This is a genomic window from Methylobacterium sp. E-025, from assembly GCF_022829705.1.
Taxonomy (GTDB): domain Bacteria; phylum Pseudomonadota; class Alphaproteobacteria; order Rhizobiales; family Beijerinckiaceae; genus Methylobacterium.
The window spans coordinates 1-14,867 of the sequence record NZ_JAKSYR010000022.1 but is presented as its reverse complement, the minus strand read 5'-3'; the positions used below and the strand labels follow the sequence as shown (position 1 = coordinate 14,867).

At 69.0% G+C, this 14,867-nt stretch carries 15 protein-coding genes; 8 read left to right on the top strand and 7 right to left on the bottom strand.

Going from position 1 to position 14,867, the window contains the following annotated elements:
- Positions 1-6: 6 nt before the first annotated feature.
- Positions 7-1,278: a hydantoinase/carbamoylase family amidase gene (locus MKK64_RS01535; protein WP_243931964.1), complete on the bottom strand. Its 1,272-nt coding sequence runs from the start codon at positions 1,276-1,278 to the stop codon at positions 7-9.
- A 295-nt stretch (positions 1,279-1,573) separates the two neighbouring features.
- On the opposite strand from MKK64_RS01535, the gene MKK64_RS01530 reads away from it, so the two are divergent.
- The 4 genes from MKK64_RS01530 (at position 1,574) to MKK64_RS01515 (ending at position 4,869) form a co-directional block, all read left to right on the top strand.
- A complete protein-coding gene (locus MKK64_RS01530; protein ID WP_243931963.1) occupies positions 1,574-2,305 on the top strand; it encodes a response regulator in 732 nt (243 codons plus the stop codon).
- Positions 2,305-3,678 (top strand): ATP-binding protein, encoded by a 1,374-nt coding sequence (locus MKK64_RS01525; RefSeq protein WP_243931962.1) that lies wholly within the window; start codon positions 2,305-2,307, stop codon positions 3,676-3,678. Before MKK64_RS01530 ends, MKK64_RS01525 begins: the two co-directional genes overlap by 1 nt.
- Positions 3,679-3,828: 150 nt before the next feature.
- Positions 3,829-4,092: a GCG_CRPN prefix-to-repeats domain-containing protein gene (locus MKK64_RS01520; protein WP_243931991.1), complete on the top strand. Its 264-nt coding sequence runs from the start codon at positions 3,829-3,831 to the stop codon at positions 4,090-4,092.
- 108 nt (positions 4,093-4,200) lie between these two features.
- The gene (locus MKK64_RS01515) at positions 4,201-4,869 is read left to right on the top strand and encodes a DsbA family protein (protein WP_243931961.1); all 669 of its coding nucleotides are present in this window, start codon (positions 4,201-4,203) and stop codon (positions 4,867-4,869) included.
- A gap of 33 nt (positions 4,870-4,902) precedes the next feature.
- Here the strand turns inward: MKK64_RS01515 and MKK64_RS01510 are convergent, their stop codons facing one another.
- Positions 4,903-5,946: an aldo/keto reductase gene (locus tag MKK64_RS01510; RefSeq protein ID WP_243931960.1), complete on the bottom strand. Its 1,044-nt coding sequence runs from the start codon at positions 5,944-5,946 to the stop codon at positions 4,903-4,905.
- An 84-nt stretch (positions 5,947-6,030) separates the two neighbouring features.
- Between MKK64_RS01510 and MKK64_RS01505 the strand changes: the two genes are divergently transcribed.
- From MKK64_RS01505 to MKK64_RS01495, 3 genes are all read left to right on the top strand, one after another.
- A complete protein-coding gene (locus tag MKK64_RS01505; RefSeq protein WP_243931959.1) occupies positions 6,031-6,726 on the top strand; it encodes a TetR/AcrR family transcriptional regulator in 696 nt (231 codons plus the stop codon).
- Entirely contained in the window at positions 6,723-7,136 is a 414-nt protein-coding gene (locus MKK64_RS01500) for a DUF1761 domain-containing protein (protein ID WP_243931958.1), read from the top strand. The genes MKK64_RS01505 and MKK64_RS01500 overlap by 4 nt, the downstream gene beginning before the upstream one ends.
- 323 nt (positions 7,137-7,459) lie before the next feature.
- Entirely contained in the window at positions 7,460-7,744 is a 285-nt protein-coding gene (locus MKK64_RS01495) for a YdeI/OmpD-associated family protein (RefSeq protein ID WP_243931957.1), read from the top strand.
- Positions 7,745-7,849: 105 nt separating this feature from the next.
- Here MKK64_RS01495 and MKK64_RS01490 read toward each other — a convergent pair whose 3' ends face one another.
- Genes MKK64_RS01490 through MKK64_RS01470 form a run of 5 tightly spaced genes read right to left on the bottom strand, consistent with a single transcriptional unit; the run spans position 7,850 to position 12,738 of the window.
- A complete protein-coding gene (locus MKK64_RS01490; RefSeq protein WP_243931956.1) occupies positions 7,850-9,040 on the bottom strand; it encodes an FAD-dependent monooxygenase in 1,191 nt (396 codons plus the stop codon).
- Between the two features lie 60 nt (positions 9,041-9,100).
- Positions 9,101-9,856: an SDR family oxidoreductase gene (locus tag MKK64_RS01485; RefSeq protein WP_243931955.1), complete on the bottom strand. Its 756-nt coding sequence runs from the start codon at positions 9,854-9,856 to the stop codon at positions 9,101-9,103.
- Positions 9,853-10,587 carry an MBL fold metallo-hydrolase gene (locus tag MKK64_RS01480; protein WP_243931954.1) on the bottom strand — a complete coding sequence of 245 codons (735 nt, stop codon included), beginning with the start codon at positions 10,585-10,587 and terminating at the stop codon, positions 9,853-9,855. The genes MKK64_RS01485 and MKK64_RS01480 overlap by 4 nt, the downstream gene beginning before the upstream one ends.
- Positions 10,580-12,244: an FAD-dependent monooxygenase gene (locus MKK64_RS01475; protein ID WP_243931953.1), complete on the bottom strand. Its 1,665-nt coding sequence runs from the start codon at positions 12,242-12,244 to the stop codon at positions 10,580-10,582. Before MKK64_RS01475 ends, MKK64_RS01480 begins: the two co-directional genes overlap by 8 nt.
- Positions 12,245-12,255: 11 nt before the next feature.
- Entirely contained in the window at positions 12,256-12,738 is a 483-nt protein-coding gene (locus tag MKK64_RS01470; RefSeq protein ID WP_243931952.1) for a MarR family winged helix-turn-helix transcriptional regulator, read from the bottom strand.
- Positions 12,739-12,911: 173 nt separating this feature from the next.
- On the opposite strand from MKK64_RS01470, the gene MKK64_RS01465 reads away from it, so the two are divergent.
- Positions 12,912-13,961, top strand: a complete 1,050-nt coding sequence (locus tag MKK64_RS01465; protein ID WP_409567818.1) for an alpha/beta hydrolase family protein — start codon at positions 12,912-12,914, stop codon at positions 13,959-13,961.
- The last annotated feature ends 906 nt before the right edge of the window (positions 13,962-14,867 follow it).

Genomic DNA, 14,867 nt, shown 5'->3' with positions numbered 1-14,867 from the left:
GGACGGTCAGGACGATTTCCTATGGCCATCGAGGGTGTCTGATGGCGTCGCGTCCGAGCCGGTGGTCAGGGCGGCCAGGACGAAGGTCAGCACGTCCAGGCCGACCGCGACATCGGCAGGGTCGACGATGCCGGCCGGCCCCCACCCCGCAGCACCCCGGCACCGCAGAAGCGCAGATCCGACCGGTGCGAGCACAGACATGTTGGAGGCATCGGTCGGCATGCCCTGCGGCAGCTGCACGACGGAGTGTCCCGACGCCTCGACTGCGCGCTCGAACAGGCGCACGAGCCCTGGGTCACACCGGGTGGCATCGGGGTCGATGCCTTGCTCGACGGCGATCTCCAATCGGCGACGTCCTGCGATCCTGTTGAACGCCGCCACGAGTTCTGCGGCAACCACGTGCCGCTCGGCATCGTCGGAGGACTGGACGATGACGCCGAACGTCACGGACCCCGTCACCACGGAGACCGGGACCGGCTGAGCGTCCAAGGGCCCAACAGTGACGGTGGCACGATCCCGGGACGACCCGATGGGCTCGGCTTCGAGGACGCACTCCGCCGTCCCAGCGAGCGCATCGTGCCGAAACGCCATCGGGACCGTCGCCGCATGAACAGCGGCGCCTTTCAGTGTAACCCGAAGGACTGATGACGCCGTCAGGGCCGGAACCACCCCGACCGGGGAGCCCGATTGCTCCAGCGTGGGGCCGGCCTCGGCCGCGACTTCGACATAGGCTAGCACATCTCCCACGGAACGCGTCGCGTCCGCGAGCCCCTCAGGGTCGAGGCCGTGCGCCTGCATGGCTTGGCGCAGCGTGACGCCGTAGTCGTCATCGAAGTCCAGCATGTGCGGAGCGATCCGGCCGACCACGGCCCTGCTGCCGAGCCTGGGCACGGGGAACCGGGAGGAAGCATCGTCGACGAAGGCCACGACCTCGACCGCGTGGTGCAGGGAAGTGCCTTGTCGGACCAGACGCTCGACGGCAGCGATGCCCATCAGAACGCCGAGCGCCCCGTCATACGGGCTGGCATCCGAGCGCGTGTCGACGTGCCCCGCGACCAGGATGGCCGGGCCTCCCGGGATCCGCCCCGCGATCCGGCCGAGAAGGTTGCCGGCGGGATCGCGCCGGGACGACAAGCCAGCCTCCCCCATCCAGGCGAGGACGAGCCCTTCGGCCTCCGCCTGTCTCGGGCTGAAGACGCGCCGTGTCAGATTCCATGGGTAGGCGATGATCCGGGCGAGGCGTTCGATCCGCTCGACGACCATCTCGGCCGTACTCACGACGAAACCCTCCACGATATGCCGACTGTGGCGACGGCCGATGGAGATAGCGTTGGGCTCTTCAATCCTGACGATGCGAGGTCGTCACCGGGCACGCCTACCCTGGGGCCGAGCCGTCGGTACGGACAGGCGAGTGTCGAGAACGGGGCTGCGCGATGCGATGCGTCACTTGGCACCGATCGACCTTCGACCCCGGGCGCCTCCCCGGTGTGACGTCCCGTGAAGCCCATGTAACGTTTTGTGACAACGGCATGTTTCGCGTTGCCCGGCCGGCCGGCGACCGTATCTTCAGCGCATGAGCGACAGCCCGATCATCGTCATCGTCGAGGATGACGCCGACATCCGCATCCAGCTCGTCGCATATCTGGAGGGCGAGGGCTTTCGCGTGGTCGGGCTCGACGGGGGAGCGGGCCTCGACCGGCACTTGGCCACCGGCCCGGCCCCGGACCTGATCGTGCTGGACTGGATGCTTCCGGGCGAGGACGGTCTCTCCATCTGCCGGAGATTGCGGGGGTCGGGCGGACCGCCCGTCGTCATGCTGACCGCCAAGGACGAGGACATCGACCGGGTCCTCGGCCTGGAGATGGGGGCCGACGACTACGTCTCGAAGCCGTTCAACCCGCGCGTCCTGCTCGCCCGTATCCGCGCCGTCCTACGCCGCACGCAGGGCACCGCCGCCCAACCGGCCGACGCCGGCCCGGAGACGCTCGCGGTGGCCGACCTCGTCGTCGACCTTGCTGCGCGTCGGGTCAGGGTCGGCGAGGCCGCCGCCGAGATCCCGCTGACAAGCGCGGAGTACGACCTGCTGCACTGCTTCGTCACCAGGCCGCAGCGGGTGCTATCGCGCGACCAGCTCCTCGACTGGAAGCGGGGCCGCACGGCCGATGCCTTCGACCGCACCATCGACGTGCAGGTGAGCCGGCTGCGGCACAAGCTCGACGCCTCCGGCAGTTCCGTCGCGCCCTTGCTGAAGACCGTTCGCAACGCAGGCTACATCCTGGCCGCGCCGGTACGTCCGGCACCATAATGGCCCGGATCGGCCTGCTCGGGCGGATCATGCTCCTCCTCCTGGGGGCGCTCTCGCTGATGGTCCTCGCCACCGTCGCGCTGGACGGCTGGCAGCGGCGCCAGGAAGGCCCGCGTTTCGCCACGCGTTTTCCGCGCGTCGATCAGGCCGCGAGCATCATGACCCTGCTGCGGGGTGCGGAACCGGTCTTGCGGCCGGCGATCCTGAAAGCCGTCAGCGGCGAGGCGCTGAGAGCCGAGATTGCGGACTCTGCTCCCGACGAGGCTGGGTTGATCAGGGAGCCGCGCCTCGAACGACGCCTACGGCGGATGACCGGTGCCCCTGAAGGGTCGCTGCGGGCCTACACCGACACGGCCATGCTGCATCCGGGCGTCGACCCCGGGGACGTGAACGACAGGAATCAGAACGGTCCCATCGGCAAGCTTGCGACGGCGACCTATCGGCTGCCGGATGGCCGGATCCTCGTCATCTCGGCCGTCGAGAAGCACCGCTCGATCATGCCTTGGCTGCTCGGCCAGCCGCTGAGCCTGTGGGTGGCGGTCCTCGGCGCCGTCGTCGCCGCCCTCGTCCTCGTCGGTACCCGCCACGAGCTCGCCCCGCTGCGCCGCCTCACCGAGGCCGTCACCCGCTTCGATGGGCGTGCACACCAGCCGGTGGGGACGCCCAAGGGCGCTCCCGAGATCCGCCGGCTTTCGCAGGCGATCCGGGACATGCAGGACCGCATCGTCGGCCTTCTGGGCGAACGCTCGCTGCTGATCGGCGCGATCTCGCACGACCTCAAGACTTACCTGACTCGACTTCGGTTGCGGGCCGAGGGGGTGGCGGATCCGGAGCGCCGGGACCGACTGGTCGAAGATCTCGACGCCATGACCGCGCTGATCGACACGTCCCTCGGCTTCGCCCGGGGCACCGCGGTGGAGGTGGGCCGGACGGCGGTGGACCTCGGCGACCTCGTTGCGGTCGAGGTAGCCGAACATGCCGTTCAGGATACCGACATCCAGATCGCGGACGATGACGAGCAGGATGCCGTCGTCGCCGGGGATGCGGTCGCCCTGCGGCGGGTCATCGCCAACCTGATCGGGAACGCCGTCAAGTTCAGACACTCCTCGGTTGCCGTCGCGGTGCAGCGCACCGGCGGGCTGTGCCGGGTCGTCGTCGAGGACGACGGTCCGGGTATCCCGGAGGCGGAGCGCGCAGCGGTGTTCAGTCCGTTCTACCGGATCGAGCGGTCCCGGAACCGCGAAACCGGCGGCACCGGCCTCGGCCTCGCCATCGCCCAGCAGATCGCCGAGGTCCATGGCGGCACCGTGATGGCAGACGCGAGCCCGCTCGGTGGCGCCCGTCTCGTGCTGAGCCTGCCCGCCATCGGCTGACGGCAGGCCCATGCGGGCCTCGTTACAAGACGTTACGCCAACGCATCCGTTCGTCACATCCGAGAGGCAAGCTGGGCCGATCCTGCTCTCATCGGTCGTACCGCCGGCTCAGGCATCGCGGCCCGCATGGGAACCAAGAAGGATTCGATGATGCTCAAGATCTTCGCCCCCGCCGCCATCCTGGCCATCCTCTCGGTCCCGGCCACGGCGCTGCCGCTGGTTCAGGACGCCGTCTCGACCGGATCGGACGGCGCGCGGATCATCCAGGTCTACGGCGGTTGCGGCCCCTACGGCCATCGCGGTCCCTACGGGGGCTGCCGCACCGGTGGGCAATGGGGCGGCTACGTCCGCGGCCGCTCCTGCCCGGCGGGTTTCCACATCGGACCCTATGGCCGCCGCTGCTGGCCGAACTGAGAATTCCATTCATGTCCGGGCGGGCGTCCGGCCCCAGGCCGGATGCCTGCATGATAGTGACGCCGGCGAACCGGCGGGCGCCGTCGCAGCGCACCGAGGAGGCTTTCCATGACATCCGTCGCACAGACCGCGCCGGTCCGGCTCACGCGACGTGGGGCCCTCGCAGGGTTCGCCGTCGGCCTGGCCTCTTCGGCATCCCCCCGCACCGCATCGGCTGCCTCCGTCGCGGACGCCTCCCTGGCCGGTCCGCTCGGCGACGTCTGGGTCGGTTCGCCCCAGGCGAAGGTGACCTTGGTGGAGTACGCTGCCGTGACCTGCCCGCACTGCGCGAGGTTCCACGCGGAGACATGGCCCGCCCTCAAGGCGCGCTGGATCGACGCCGGGCAGGTGCGCTTCACCCTGCGTGGCTATCCCTTGAACCCCCTCGACACCGCCGGCTTCATGCTGGCCCGGGCCGATGGCGGCCGGAACTACTATGCGGTCACGGACCTGCTGTTCGAACGCCAGCCGGCATGGGCCTTCGTGCCGAAGCCGCTTGATGCCATGCGGGACCTCATGCGGCAGGCCGGGTTCAGCGCCGAGCGTTTCCATTCCACGCTGAGCGACCAGGGCCTCTACGATGGCGTCAGGATCGTTCACGAGCGTGCGACCTCGGCCCTCGGAGTCCGAAGCACGCCGACGGTGTACGTCGGCGAGGAACGCCAGGAAGGGACGCTGACCGCCGACGCCCTCGGCGAGGTCATAGCCCGCGCCCTGGAAGGCCGCATGGGACGCTGATCCGTACCGCCGAAGAGGAGCCCGACTGTCCGGTTAGGCCACCGGCACCTTGCCGGTGCGCAGCAGTCCCGCCCGTGCTGCACTGGACTGCGCCAGCATCCAGCCGGGGTATTCCGGTGCCAGGGACCCCGCCTCGCCCAGGATGGCCAACTCCGACGGGCTGAGTGTGACGTCGAGGTTGGCGAGGTTGGCGTTCAGCTGATCCACGCCCTTGACGCCGACGATGATGCTGGCGACGCCCGGCTGCTGCCTGAGCCAGGCGAGCGCGATGGCCTCGTGCGTCGTGCCGTGCGCCTCCGCGATCCCGTCCATCGCCGCGAGCACCGCGGTTCCGCACGCGTCGTCGACCGGCGGAAACGGTACGGTCGCGCGACGTCCGGCGTTCGCTCCGTTTCGGTACTTGCCGGTCAAGTATCCGCCCGCGAGCGGGCTGAACGCGACGAGGCCGAGCCCGTGCGCCTCCAGCATCGGCACCACCTCGCGCTCGATGTCGCGCCCGACGAGCGAATGGTAGCCCTGGTAGGACTGGAAGCGGCTGGTTCCGATGCGGTCTGATATGCCGAGCGCCATTGCAACCTGCCAGGCCGCCCAGTTCGAGACGCCGAGATACCGCACCAATCCCTGCCGAACGAGATCGTCCAGGGCGCGCAGGGTCTCCTCGACCGGCGTCGCGGGGTCCCAGCCGTGCATCTGGTAGAGGTCGATGTGGTCGACGCCGAGCCGCCTCAGGCTGGCGTGCACCGCCTCCATGATGTGGGCCCGGGAACCCCCGCCGTCGTTGGGACCGGTCCCCGCGGCGTGCTCGAACTTGGTCGCGATCACGACGTCCTTGCGGGCGATGCCGAGCGACTTCAGCGACCGGCCCACGATCTCCTCCGCCTGCCCGTCGGCATACACGTTGGCGGTGTCGACGAAGTTGATGCCCACATCGACCGCGCGACGAAGAATGGCGTCGACGGTCTCCTGGCCGACACCGCTGGCGGCGGCGTAGCGGCCGCCGCCCTGGCCGAAGGTCATCGTGCCCAGGCATAGCTCCGAGACGAACAGGCCTGTGCGGCCGAGGGGGTTGTAGCGCATGGGGAGCTCCTTCTTCCGTTGCCCCCCACCTACAAGCCAATATCGAGACTTGCAAGTTCCGAAACCAGATAGTATCGAAATGTTATGACGAGCGAAGTCCCCCAGGATCCCATCGATGTTGAAGCGGGCACCGACGCCGCCGCACGAGCCAGCATCACGGTCGGGCGGAAACGCGACGCCTCACGGGACGCCGCCATCCTCGACGCGGCGATCTCGATCCTCGCGGAGGTGGGCTATGACGGGATGACCATGGACATGGTGGCGGTCCGGGCGAAGGCGGGGAAGGCCACCGTCTACCGCCGCTGGGCGACGAAGGCGGACATGGTGCTGGAGGCGGTCGCCCGCATGAAGCGCGAGCAGGTCGACCTCGACAACCTGCCCGACACTGGCAACCTGCGCGACGACCTGCTCGCCCTCTTCCGCCCGCAGCCGATGGAGGAGACGGAGCGCAAGCTGCGGGCGATGGCCGGCATGGCCGCCCTGCTCACGCAGCATCCCGCCCTGGCCGACACGGCGCACGACGCCCTCGTCGCCCCCTGGGTGGAGGCGAACCGCGCCTTGATGCGGCGGGCCCTGGACCGCGGCGAGATCCCGCGGGACGCGGACGTCGAGATGGTCGCGCAGGTCATGCCGTCCATGGGCGCCTACCGGGCGCTGGTCCGGCGTCGGCCGTTCGACCGGGCCTTCCTGGTCACGATGATCGACGGGCTGGTGCTGCCCGCCCTCGGACTTCCCCGCAAGTCGCCCGATCCAACCCCCACCACCGGAGCTCCGACGTGACGTCCCTGACCCCGATGAACCTGCTCGGCATCCTCGCGGCCGGCCTGTCCGTGATGATGCTGGGCTGGCTCTGGTTCGACCTCATCTTCGGACGGACCTACGCGGTCGTCCTGGGACGGGACCATCTCCCGCCCGCGAAGCCCGCCCCGCTGTACTTCGTCGGCCCGTCGATCTGCATGCTCGTCACCACGGTGTCGCTCGCCGTCCTGATGCGGTGGCTCGCCGTGCCGACCCTTCCGCAGGCGGCAGGCCTGGGTGCCCTGGTCGGCATCGGGCTGCTCGGGTCGACGGCCGTGAACATGGGGATCAATCCAAACATCCCGCGTCCGCTACCCTACGGTTTCCTGAGCGCAAGCTACTTCCTCGCATCGAGCATCCTGATCTGCGTCATCCTGTTCCTCGTGGGTTGACCAGGCCGTGGTCGACGGGATGGACGCGGACGACCCCGTGGCCAGGGAAACGAAGGCCGGCCTGCCCATCGTGGCGTTCACCGATGCCCCGTCGTTCGCCGCTTGGCTCATGGGGCAGGACGAAACCGCGACGGGCGCCTGGCTGAGGTTCGCGAAGAAGGGATCCGGCGCCACGACCCTCTCGCAACGGGAGGCCATCGACTGCGCCCTCTGCGAGGGCTGGATCGACGGGCAGGCGGCGCCCTGGGACGAGCGTTTCTTCCTGGTGCGCTTCACGCCCCGCCGCCCCCGCAGCAAATGGTCCGAGGTCAACCGGGCCAGGGTTGCTCGAACTGATCGCCGACGGGCGGATCCGGCCGCGCGGCCTCATGGAGGTGGATGCCGCCCGGGCCGATGGCCGTTGGGACCGCGCCTACCCGTCCTCCCGCAACGCGACCGTCCCGGACGACCTCCGAGGCGCGCTCGAAGGGTGCCCTGCCGCCGCAGCACGGTTCGACGGCCTGCAGCGGGCAGAGCGGTACGCCCTGCTCCTCGACCTCGCGACCGCTCGGAGGCCCGAGACCCGCCGGCGGAGGATCGCGTCCTTCCTCGCCGCGGCGCAGGCATAGACCGGATGTTCCATCCCGTCCTCAGCCTGCCCTGAACCGGCTTCCTGCTCGTATTCATCCGCCGGCGGTGGTCGCCCCTCACTGAGCGACCCCGGCAGCGGGCCGTCACGCCAAGTCGTATCGCGGCAGCTCGGGCTCGGCACGGGGACCAGCGAAACGCTTCCTCGTCAAGGCGCGAACTGCGGGTCGGCTGGCCAGGTGAAGGACGGCATGGAGGAGGCGGATGCCGGCCCTGCTATGCGGGTTCATCACTCGCGAAAAGACCTTCGGGATCCGATGCGCCCGCTCGACCATCGGGCGCATCGCCCCCTCGTAGGCGGCAAAGGCCCTACCGACGTCGTCACTGCGGGACATCTCGCCGGCCAGGATGTAGGCACCCGTCACGGCCAGGGTCGTGCCGATGCCCGCGAGCGGCGTCGCGCACCACGCCGCATCGCCGAGCAGGACGACCCGACCGTTCGACCAACGCCTCATCCGCACCTGGCGGAGTGCGTCGAGGTGGAAGTCGGCGCTGCCGTCCATCGCGGCCAGCACGCGGGGTGCCTCCCAACCGGCATCCGCGAACCGGGCGTGGAGCCACGCCTTCTGTCGGTCGACGTTCCAGTCCTGTTCCCCGCCCGGAGGCTTCTGAAGCATCAGCATCGCCCGGGTGGTGCCGTATCGGTCCGGGCGCAGGGACACGCCGCGCCCACCAGGCGCATTGTACCACCGCCACATCCGGTCGTCGGACGCCGTCCTGGGGATCGTCAGGTAAGCGATGGTCAGGTCCATCCAACGAGGCGCATCCTCCCCGGGAAAGACGCGCTCGCGAGTCGATGATTCCGCCCCCTCGGCGACGACAATTGCATCGTAACGCTCCGTACGGCCGCTTGCGAAAACGACGGTCACGGCATCCACGTCCTGCTCCACGCGCTCAACGGCGTCGCCGAAGCGGAACGTCGCGTGTTCCTGAGCGGGCCCGTGTAGCAGGCATGCGAGGTCTCCGCGCAGGATCTCCATCTCCGCGGTCGATCCCTCGCGGTCGTCCTTCGAAACCCTGGACATTGCCGCGACCCGGCCGCGACCGTCGATCCAGGCCGTTCCCTCTTCGCCGGTGCCCTGATCCAGCGCGGCCCGCTCCAACCCCATCCGACGCAGCACCTCGCGACCGACACCGCGCACGTCGACGTTCTGCCCGCCCTTGCGGAACGCGGGAGCCCGCTCGACTACCGTGACGTCGAAGCCGTGACGGCCCAGCCACCACGCGGCGGCATTCCCGGCGATGCTGGCGCCGGTGATCAGGATGCGACGGGCCACGGTGCATTCCCCCTCTGGTTCCCCGTGTCCGGCGAACGGAGCTTCCTCAATGCCTGTTGCTCATGGGTCTAAAGGGACCTTGTCCGCCTGCTTGTTGAGGGCGCGGAAGATGAAACCGGGTGCGATGCGCGACAGGGCGTAGAGGGCCTTGGTCTGCCCGGGCCGAATCTCGTCCCGTCCGGTGCGAAGGCCCTCCAAGAGATCGGCGGCGACCTTATCTGGACCGATCTTCGGACCGTCGTAGCGTGCGGTCAGCTCGGTTGCGACCGCCGGCGGCAACAGGTCGATGACCTTCAAGCGGCTCAGGCGCGTCTGCCAGCGCAACGAACGCGTGAACGCGTGCAGCCCGGCCTTGGCCGTGCTGTAGGCAGGCGTGTTCCCGAACGGTGCGTAGACGAGCCCCGTCGTCACGTTGACGATGGCGGCCTCGGGACGCTCCAGCAACCGCGGCAGCAACGCAGTGGCAAGGTGGATGGGAGCCTGCAGGTCGAGGGCGAGCTCACGGTCGATCCGGACCTGTGCGTCCGGGGTGGTGAGCGCGAAATACTGCATCGTCCCGGCGTTGTTGACGAGGATGTCGAGCGGCGTCGCACCGGTTGAGACATGCTCGATCAGCCGCTCGCGCTCCTCCGCGACCGTGAGGTCCGCCACGAAGGTCGTCACCCGGGGCGTGAGCCTCCCGACGGATTCCAGTTTCGCCCGGTCCCGGCCGACGACGAGGACGCTCGCCCCCGCCGCGCTCAACGCGCGGGTTATCTCTAGCCCGATGCCGACGGCCCCGCCGGTCACGAGCGCGTGCTTGCCATCTATCTTCATGATGTCACCTTTGTCGAAGTTGGAATGCCGTTCCGCCACCGATGGCGGAACCGTTCGTCCGCGTTCGCCACGAGGGGCCGGCCGTGTCCGAAGCAGGCCGTCGCGAAGTCGAGTTCGGCGAGCCGACGCAGGCTTGCGAGGCCCTGCGTGCGGTCCTCGTAGCCGAGGGGGTGGCGCAGGCCGAGAAGGTTGGCGCAGGCGTCCGCGACGAACAGCACGCCGCGGGAACGCCAGTGCAGTGCGACCTGGCCGGCGCAATGGCCGGGGGCATGGACGACGCTCAGGCCCCCGGCGATGGGCAGGACATCCCCGTCCCCGACGGGAGCGTCGATCCGCACCGGATCGACGTCGGGCTTCGACAGCGACAGAAGCACGAAGAGGCCCCGCATCAGCGGGTCGGGGGCCGGCTCCAGGGGGCGGTTCTCGATACGTCCCTCGGCGATCGGCACGTCGAGGCGGTGCATGTATGTCCGCGCACCCGTGGCCGTCACCAGGGCGGCGGCCGAGCCGACATGGTCGGGATGGGCGTGGGTGAGAACGATGTGCCTGAGGTCGGTCGGACGGCGTCCGAGGCCCTCGACGGCTGACAGGATGGCCCCGGTTTGACCGGGGAAGCCGGTGTCGATCAGGGCGAGCTCACGCCCGTCTTCGATCAGGTAGGCGTTGACCCCTCCAAGGTCGAGCCGGTGCAGGCCGGCCGCGACCCTGGAGACCTTGGCTTGCCTACGCATCGCCACCGACCGTCCGGCAATAGGCGGCAAGGCGCTCGGGACGGGTCGCGTCGCACCGGAAGGCGATGTGCCCGTCCGGACGAACCAGGACCAGCGTCGGCTTGCCATCCAGCCCGTAGGCGCGGTGGGCGACACCGTCGAGGTCGCGCAGGAAAGGCTCCCCGTCGATCCCACCCGCGTCGTGGCCGGGTTCCGCGAGCACCCGCAGCGGCCTGATCCATGGCCAGGGCGACGCCAGCGCGGCGGCCCGTGCGAGACCGGCGTGCGCCTCCGTCTCGCGCCCGTCGAACATCAGCAGCCGCCAGCCCCAGCTCATCCCGTCCGGGTTGTAGATCCAATCGAAGAGTTGGGTGTCGGCTCCGTCCGAGGACACGAGGCGGGCGTCGGGCGCCCGCGCGCCGGCCGGGACGGCCTTGCCGACCAGCGGCAGCGTGCCCGGGCCGTGGTCCTCGCTCAGGGGACTGTCAGGGTAGGCGACGCTGAGCTGCGTCAGGTCCATTCCTCCGAACACCCGCTCGGCCAAGTTCGGCACCAGGCTGGCGACCGCCCCGACCGCCACGTCCGCAAGATGGCTCCGATACATCAGCTGCTTGAAGCCACGCACCTGCTCGTCGCCGAGTTCCGCATGCGCGCCCTGACGTTCCGGTCCGTAGCTGTCGAGGACCGCGGGCCCGGCCGCGCCGGCGAGCGTCATCGCCAGCCGCCAGCCGAGGCCGACGGCGTCGACCATGCCCGCGTTCATGCCCTGCCCGCCGATGGGCAGCGTGGTGTGGCCGGCATCGCCGGCGAGATAGACCCGTCCGACCCCGTAGCCGGGGGCGACGCCGTGCTCGAACTTGCCGTGGCTGGCCCAGACCATGCCGGACATCTCGAAGGTCGGGTCGCCCAGGACCTCGCGGGCGCGGGCGACCATCTCGTCCAGCGTCGGGTCGCGGTCGGGAACCAGCTTCTCATCCTCGATGAAGAACAGCCGGTGGACGCCTTCCCAGACCGGCATCACGCCGGCGAGGCCGCCGGGGTAGAGGAAGAACCAGGCTTGGTCGAAGGTCGTGGAGCGCTGCCAACTGAGGCGCGCATCGACCTGCCGCGTCGCCCGGTCCGGCATCGGCTCGGTCTCGAAGTCGAGTCCGACCGCCTTGCGCACCGTTCCCTTCACGCCGTCGGCCCCGACGAGGTAGCGGCAGCGAAGGCGCTCGGAGCGACGGTCGTCGCCCGTCCGTTCGACCGTAACCGAGACGCCGTCGTCATCGGCGGCGATGTCCCGGATCTCACACCCGCGCTCGACCGGGATGCCGCGGGTGTCGAGCACCGCCGTGAGCTCTTCCTCGATCACGCCCTGGCTGTTGAACAGGCACGCCTCGAACGGGCTGCCCGAACCCCGGAGGTCGACGCGCGCCAAGGGCTTGCCGTCGAGCAGGATCTGGTGGTCGAGCGACGGGTAGGACTTCGCCGCGATGACGTCGAGGACGCCTATCGACTGAAGCAGCTCCTGAACGCGCGCGACGATGTCGTGGCCTTTCGAGTCCTGTGACGGACCCGGCTTGCGCTCGAAGATGCGGAAGCGGACACCGTGGTGCGCCAGGGCGCAGGCCAGCGTCAGACCGACGGGACCAGCCCCGGCGATGGCGACGTCGGTATCGTATCGGGATTGCGACATCGCCCCGGCCATCATGCTTCCTCCGCCGTTTCGTCGTCGATCCGCGCGTCGTGGATTTGCGCGAGGAGCGCCTGCAGCAGATCCGCCGCGGCGGTGATGCGTTCGGCATCGTGGTCGCGCACCAAGCCCTCGCCCCAGGCCACCTGACGCTCCATCGCCGCGCCGAAGGCGTGCTCTCCCGCGGCTGTGGGCACGACGAGGTGGGCCCGTTGATGGTGCGGGTTGGGGGCAAGCCGCACGAAGCCCGCAGCCTCCAACTCCCTGACCGTAGTGCGCACGGTCTGCCGGGTCAGGCCCATGTTGCGCGCGATGGAGGCGACCGTGAGCGGCACCGGCGCGGCGGCGGCCGCGCCCAGCACCTGCCAGCGGGCGCTCGTCAGCCCGAGGTCGGACACGAGACGGTCACCCTTGGCGATGAGCGCGCCGTTCAAGCGGAAAATGCTGATGACGAGCCTTTGGAACGGGTCGTCGGGCAGGGACTGGAGACCAATCATGGCAGCTATCTAACATGTTGACAGAAAGCTGTCAACATGTTCGACGAGGCGGGGCGGCGGGCGCTTATCGGTCGCCCGGCGTCCTGATCCAGACACCGTGGCGCGACACCTTCCGCGCTGCCGGGACCGGACGGACCGCAGCGCAATGACAACCATCAAAGGGTCGAGCCGTCTTGAGCGATGAAAGAATGACCAAGCCCAGCCTCGACCGTCGGCGGTTCGGCGCCCTGCTTGCCGGCACCCTCGCGGCGAGCGCCGTCCCGGGCGCCGTCGCCCCGGCGCGGGCGAAGGCGGAGGACGTCCGCAACGCCGATTTCGACTGGGTCGATGTGGTCCGGGACCGATCCGTACCAGCACGCCTGTACTGGCCGGCGTCGGGATTGCCGGCGCGTCCGGTGCCCCTGATCGTGTTCTCGCACGGTCTCGGCCAGTCACGCACGGGATACAGCTATCTTGGGCGGCACTGGGCCGCCAATGGCTATGCGAGCCTTCACGTGCAGCACGTTGGAAGCGACCGCACCGTCTGGACGGGAAACCCGTTCGAAATCCTCGACCGGCTGAACGATGCGGCGAACGAACGGGAGGCCATCGCGCGGGCTGCGGACTTGAGCTTCGCGCTCGACCGCATCCTGGATGCCGGCCAGAGCGCTTTCGCTGGCTCCATCGACCGTGGACGCATCGCCGCCGCCGGGCATTCCTACGGGGCGAACACCACCCTGCTGATCGCAGGCGCGCGCGTCGTCCGCGATGGTCGGCCCCTCGACCGCCGGGACGCCCGGTTCAAGGCCGGGATCGTGATCTCGGCGCCGCCCTTCTACGGAGAACGCGACCTTCGGTCCGTTCTCGCCTCCGTCACCATCCCGACCTTCCACGTGACGGCGACCGAGGACGAGATCCAGCTTCCCGGGCGGTACTCGTCCGTGCAGGACCGCCTCGACGTGTTCGAGGCGGTAGAGTCCCCGAGGAAGGCACTGGCCGTCTTCCGGGGCGGGTCGCACAGCATCTTCACCGACCGTCCCCTGACCGGCGGTGCCACGCTCAACCCGCAGGTGAAACAGGCGACCGCGGAAGGTACCCTGGCCTTCCTCGACTTGGCACTCGGCGGCGAAGAGGCATCTCTGGTGGCCTGGAGCGAGAGCTGGCGGTCGATCCTCGCCGTCGCCCCGTCGCCATTCGCCATGCCGCCTGCGCTGCATCGGCAACCCGCAAGACGGGTTATCTGATACGGCCGAGAAAGAGAGGCCGGCGCCTGTCAGGGTTTCTGACGTAAGGGGCCTTCGTCTCCCGCCACGGTGGACGAGGGCCGGCAAGTTCCGGACGGGCGCCATCCCGCATTCACCGCCACGTTCGCTTAGGTCTCGGTGCCTCTCATGCTTGCGGTGGCAGCCCTTCTACGGCAGCGGGTTTTGGCCTGACGGGGATGCATCTCGCCGCTCATAGCCAGATCAAGCGTACTCGTGGGGGGATACGCGCTGATCTAACTGCGCCCGGTCTCCCGAGCCGTGGGTGTCCTGTGTGGCGGCTTGGGCTGGCAGCCGAACCTAGCGTCCCATAAAATGCGGACCTGTAGGCGTGTTTGCATCAGGAGACAGAGCAGTCGGACGCCATGTGAAGCTGTCGCCTGCAGGCTGACGAGCATCAAGGCGCCAGCCGCGACGCGACGCCAAAGCAGATGAAACATCCGGCGGCGCTCGAGGATCGTCCGCAGGTCCTCAACCTGCTCGACAGCACCTCACGACCGGCCACCGTCGCGTCGGGCCTCAGGGCGACAAAGCCACCGACCAGAAAAGGGAGAGAAGGGCTCAAAGAGTGCCTGTGAGCGGACGTGCAACCGCGTGATCTCATGGTGGCCGTCAACTATCGACCGGCGCGCCCAAGCGATCTCGATCGTTCAGGTTCGACGCGCAACAATCTTAGCGTTCGACCATTTTATCAGTGCGATATTTTTAAATGTAACTGCCAGGCTTGTGAAATATCATTAACGCTCGTGCGCGATAGCCTGCAATTCTACCCCAGCGGTCAGGTATCGGCGGTGGCTTCCTACGTCTGGTAGCAAGCGTGTGTGATACGCGCCGAGGTACCATCGTCCTTACTCCGCCCTTGCGCAGTTCCCCGCAGGATCTCATGGC

Coding starts and splice junctions, on each gene's coding strand:
- MKK64_RS01530 (WP_243931963.1), top strand. CDS start 1,574: ATGAGCGACAGCCCGATCATCGTCATCGTCGAGGATGACGCCGACATC.
- MKK64_RS01525 (WP_243931962.1), top strand. CDS start 2,305: ATGGCCCGGATCGGCCTGCTCGGGCGGATCATGCTCCTCCTCCTGGGG.
- MKK64_RS01520 (WP_243931991.1), top strand. CDS start 3,829: ATGCTCAAGATCTTCGCCCCCGCCGCCATCCTGGCCATCCTCTCGGTC.
- MKK64_RS01515 (WP_243931961.1), top strand. CDS start 4,201: ATGACATCCGTCGCACAGACCGCGCCGGTCCGGCTCACGCGACGTGGG.
- MKK64_RS01510 (WP_243931960.1), bottom strand. CDS start 5,946: ATGCGCTACAACCCCCTCGGCCGCACAGGCCTGTTCGTCTCGGAGCTA.
- MKK64_RS01505 (WP_243931959.1), top strand. CDS start 6,031: ATGACGAGCGAAGTCCCCCAGGATCCCATCGATGTTGAAGCGGGCACC.
- MKK64_RS01485 (WP_243931955.1), bottom strand. CDS start 9,856: ATGAAGATAGATGGCAAGCACGCGCTCGTGACCGGCGGGGCCGTCGGC.
- MKK64_RS01480 (WP_243931954.1), bottom strand. CDS start 10,587: ATGCGTAGGCAAGCCAAGGTCTCCAGGGTCGCGGCCGGCCTGCACCGG.
- MKK64_RS01475 (WP_243931953.1), bottom strand. CDS start 12,244: ATGTCGCAATCCCGATACGATACCGACGTCGCCATCGCCGGGGCTGGT.
- MKK64_RS01470 (WP_243931952.1), bottom strand. CDS start 12,738: ATGATTGGTCTCCAGTCCCTGCCCGACGACCCGTTCCAAAGGCTCGTC.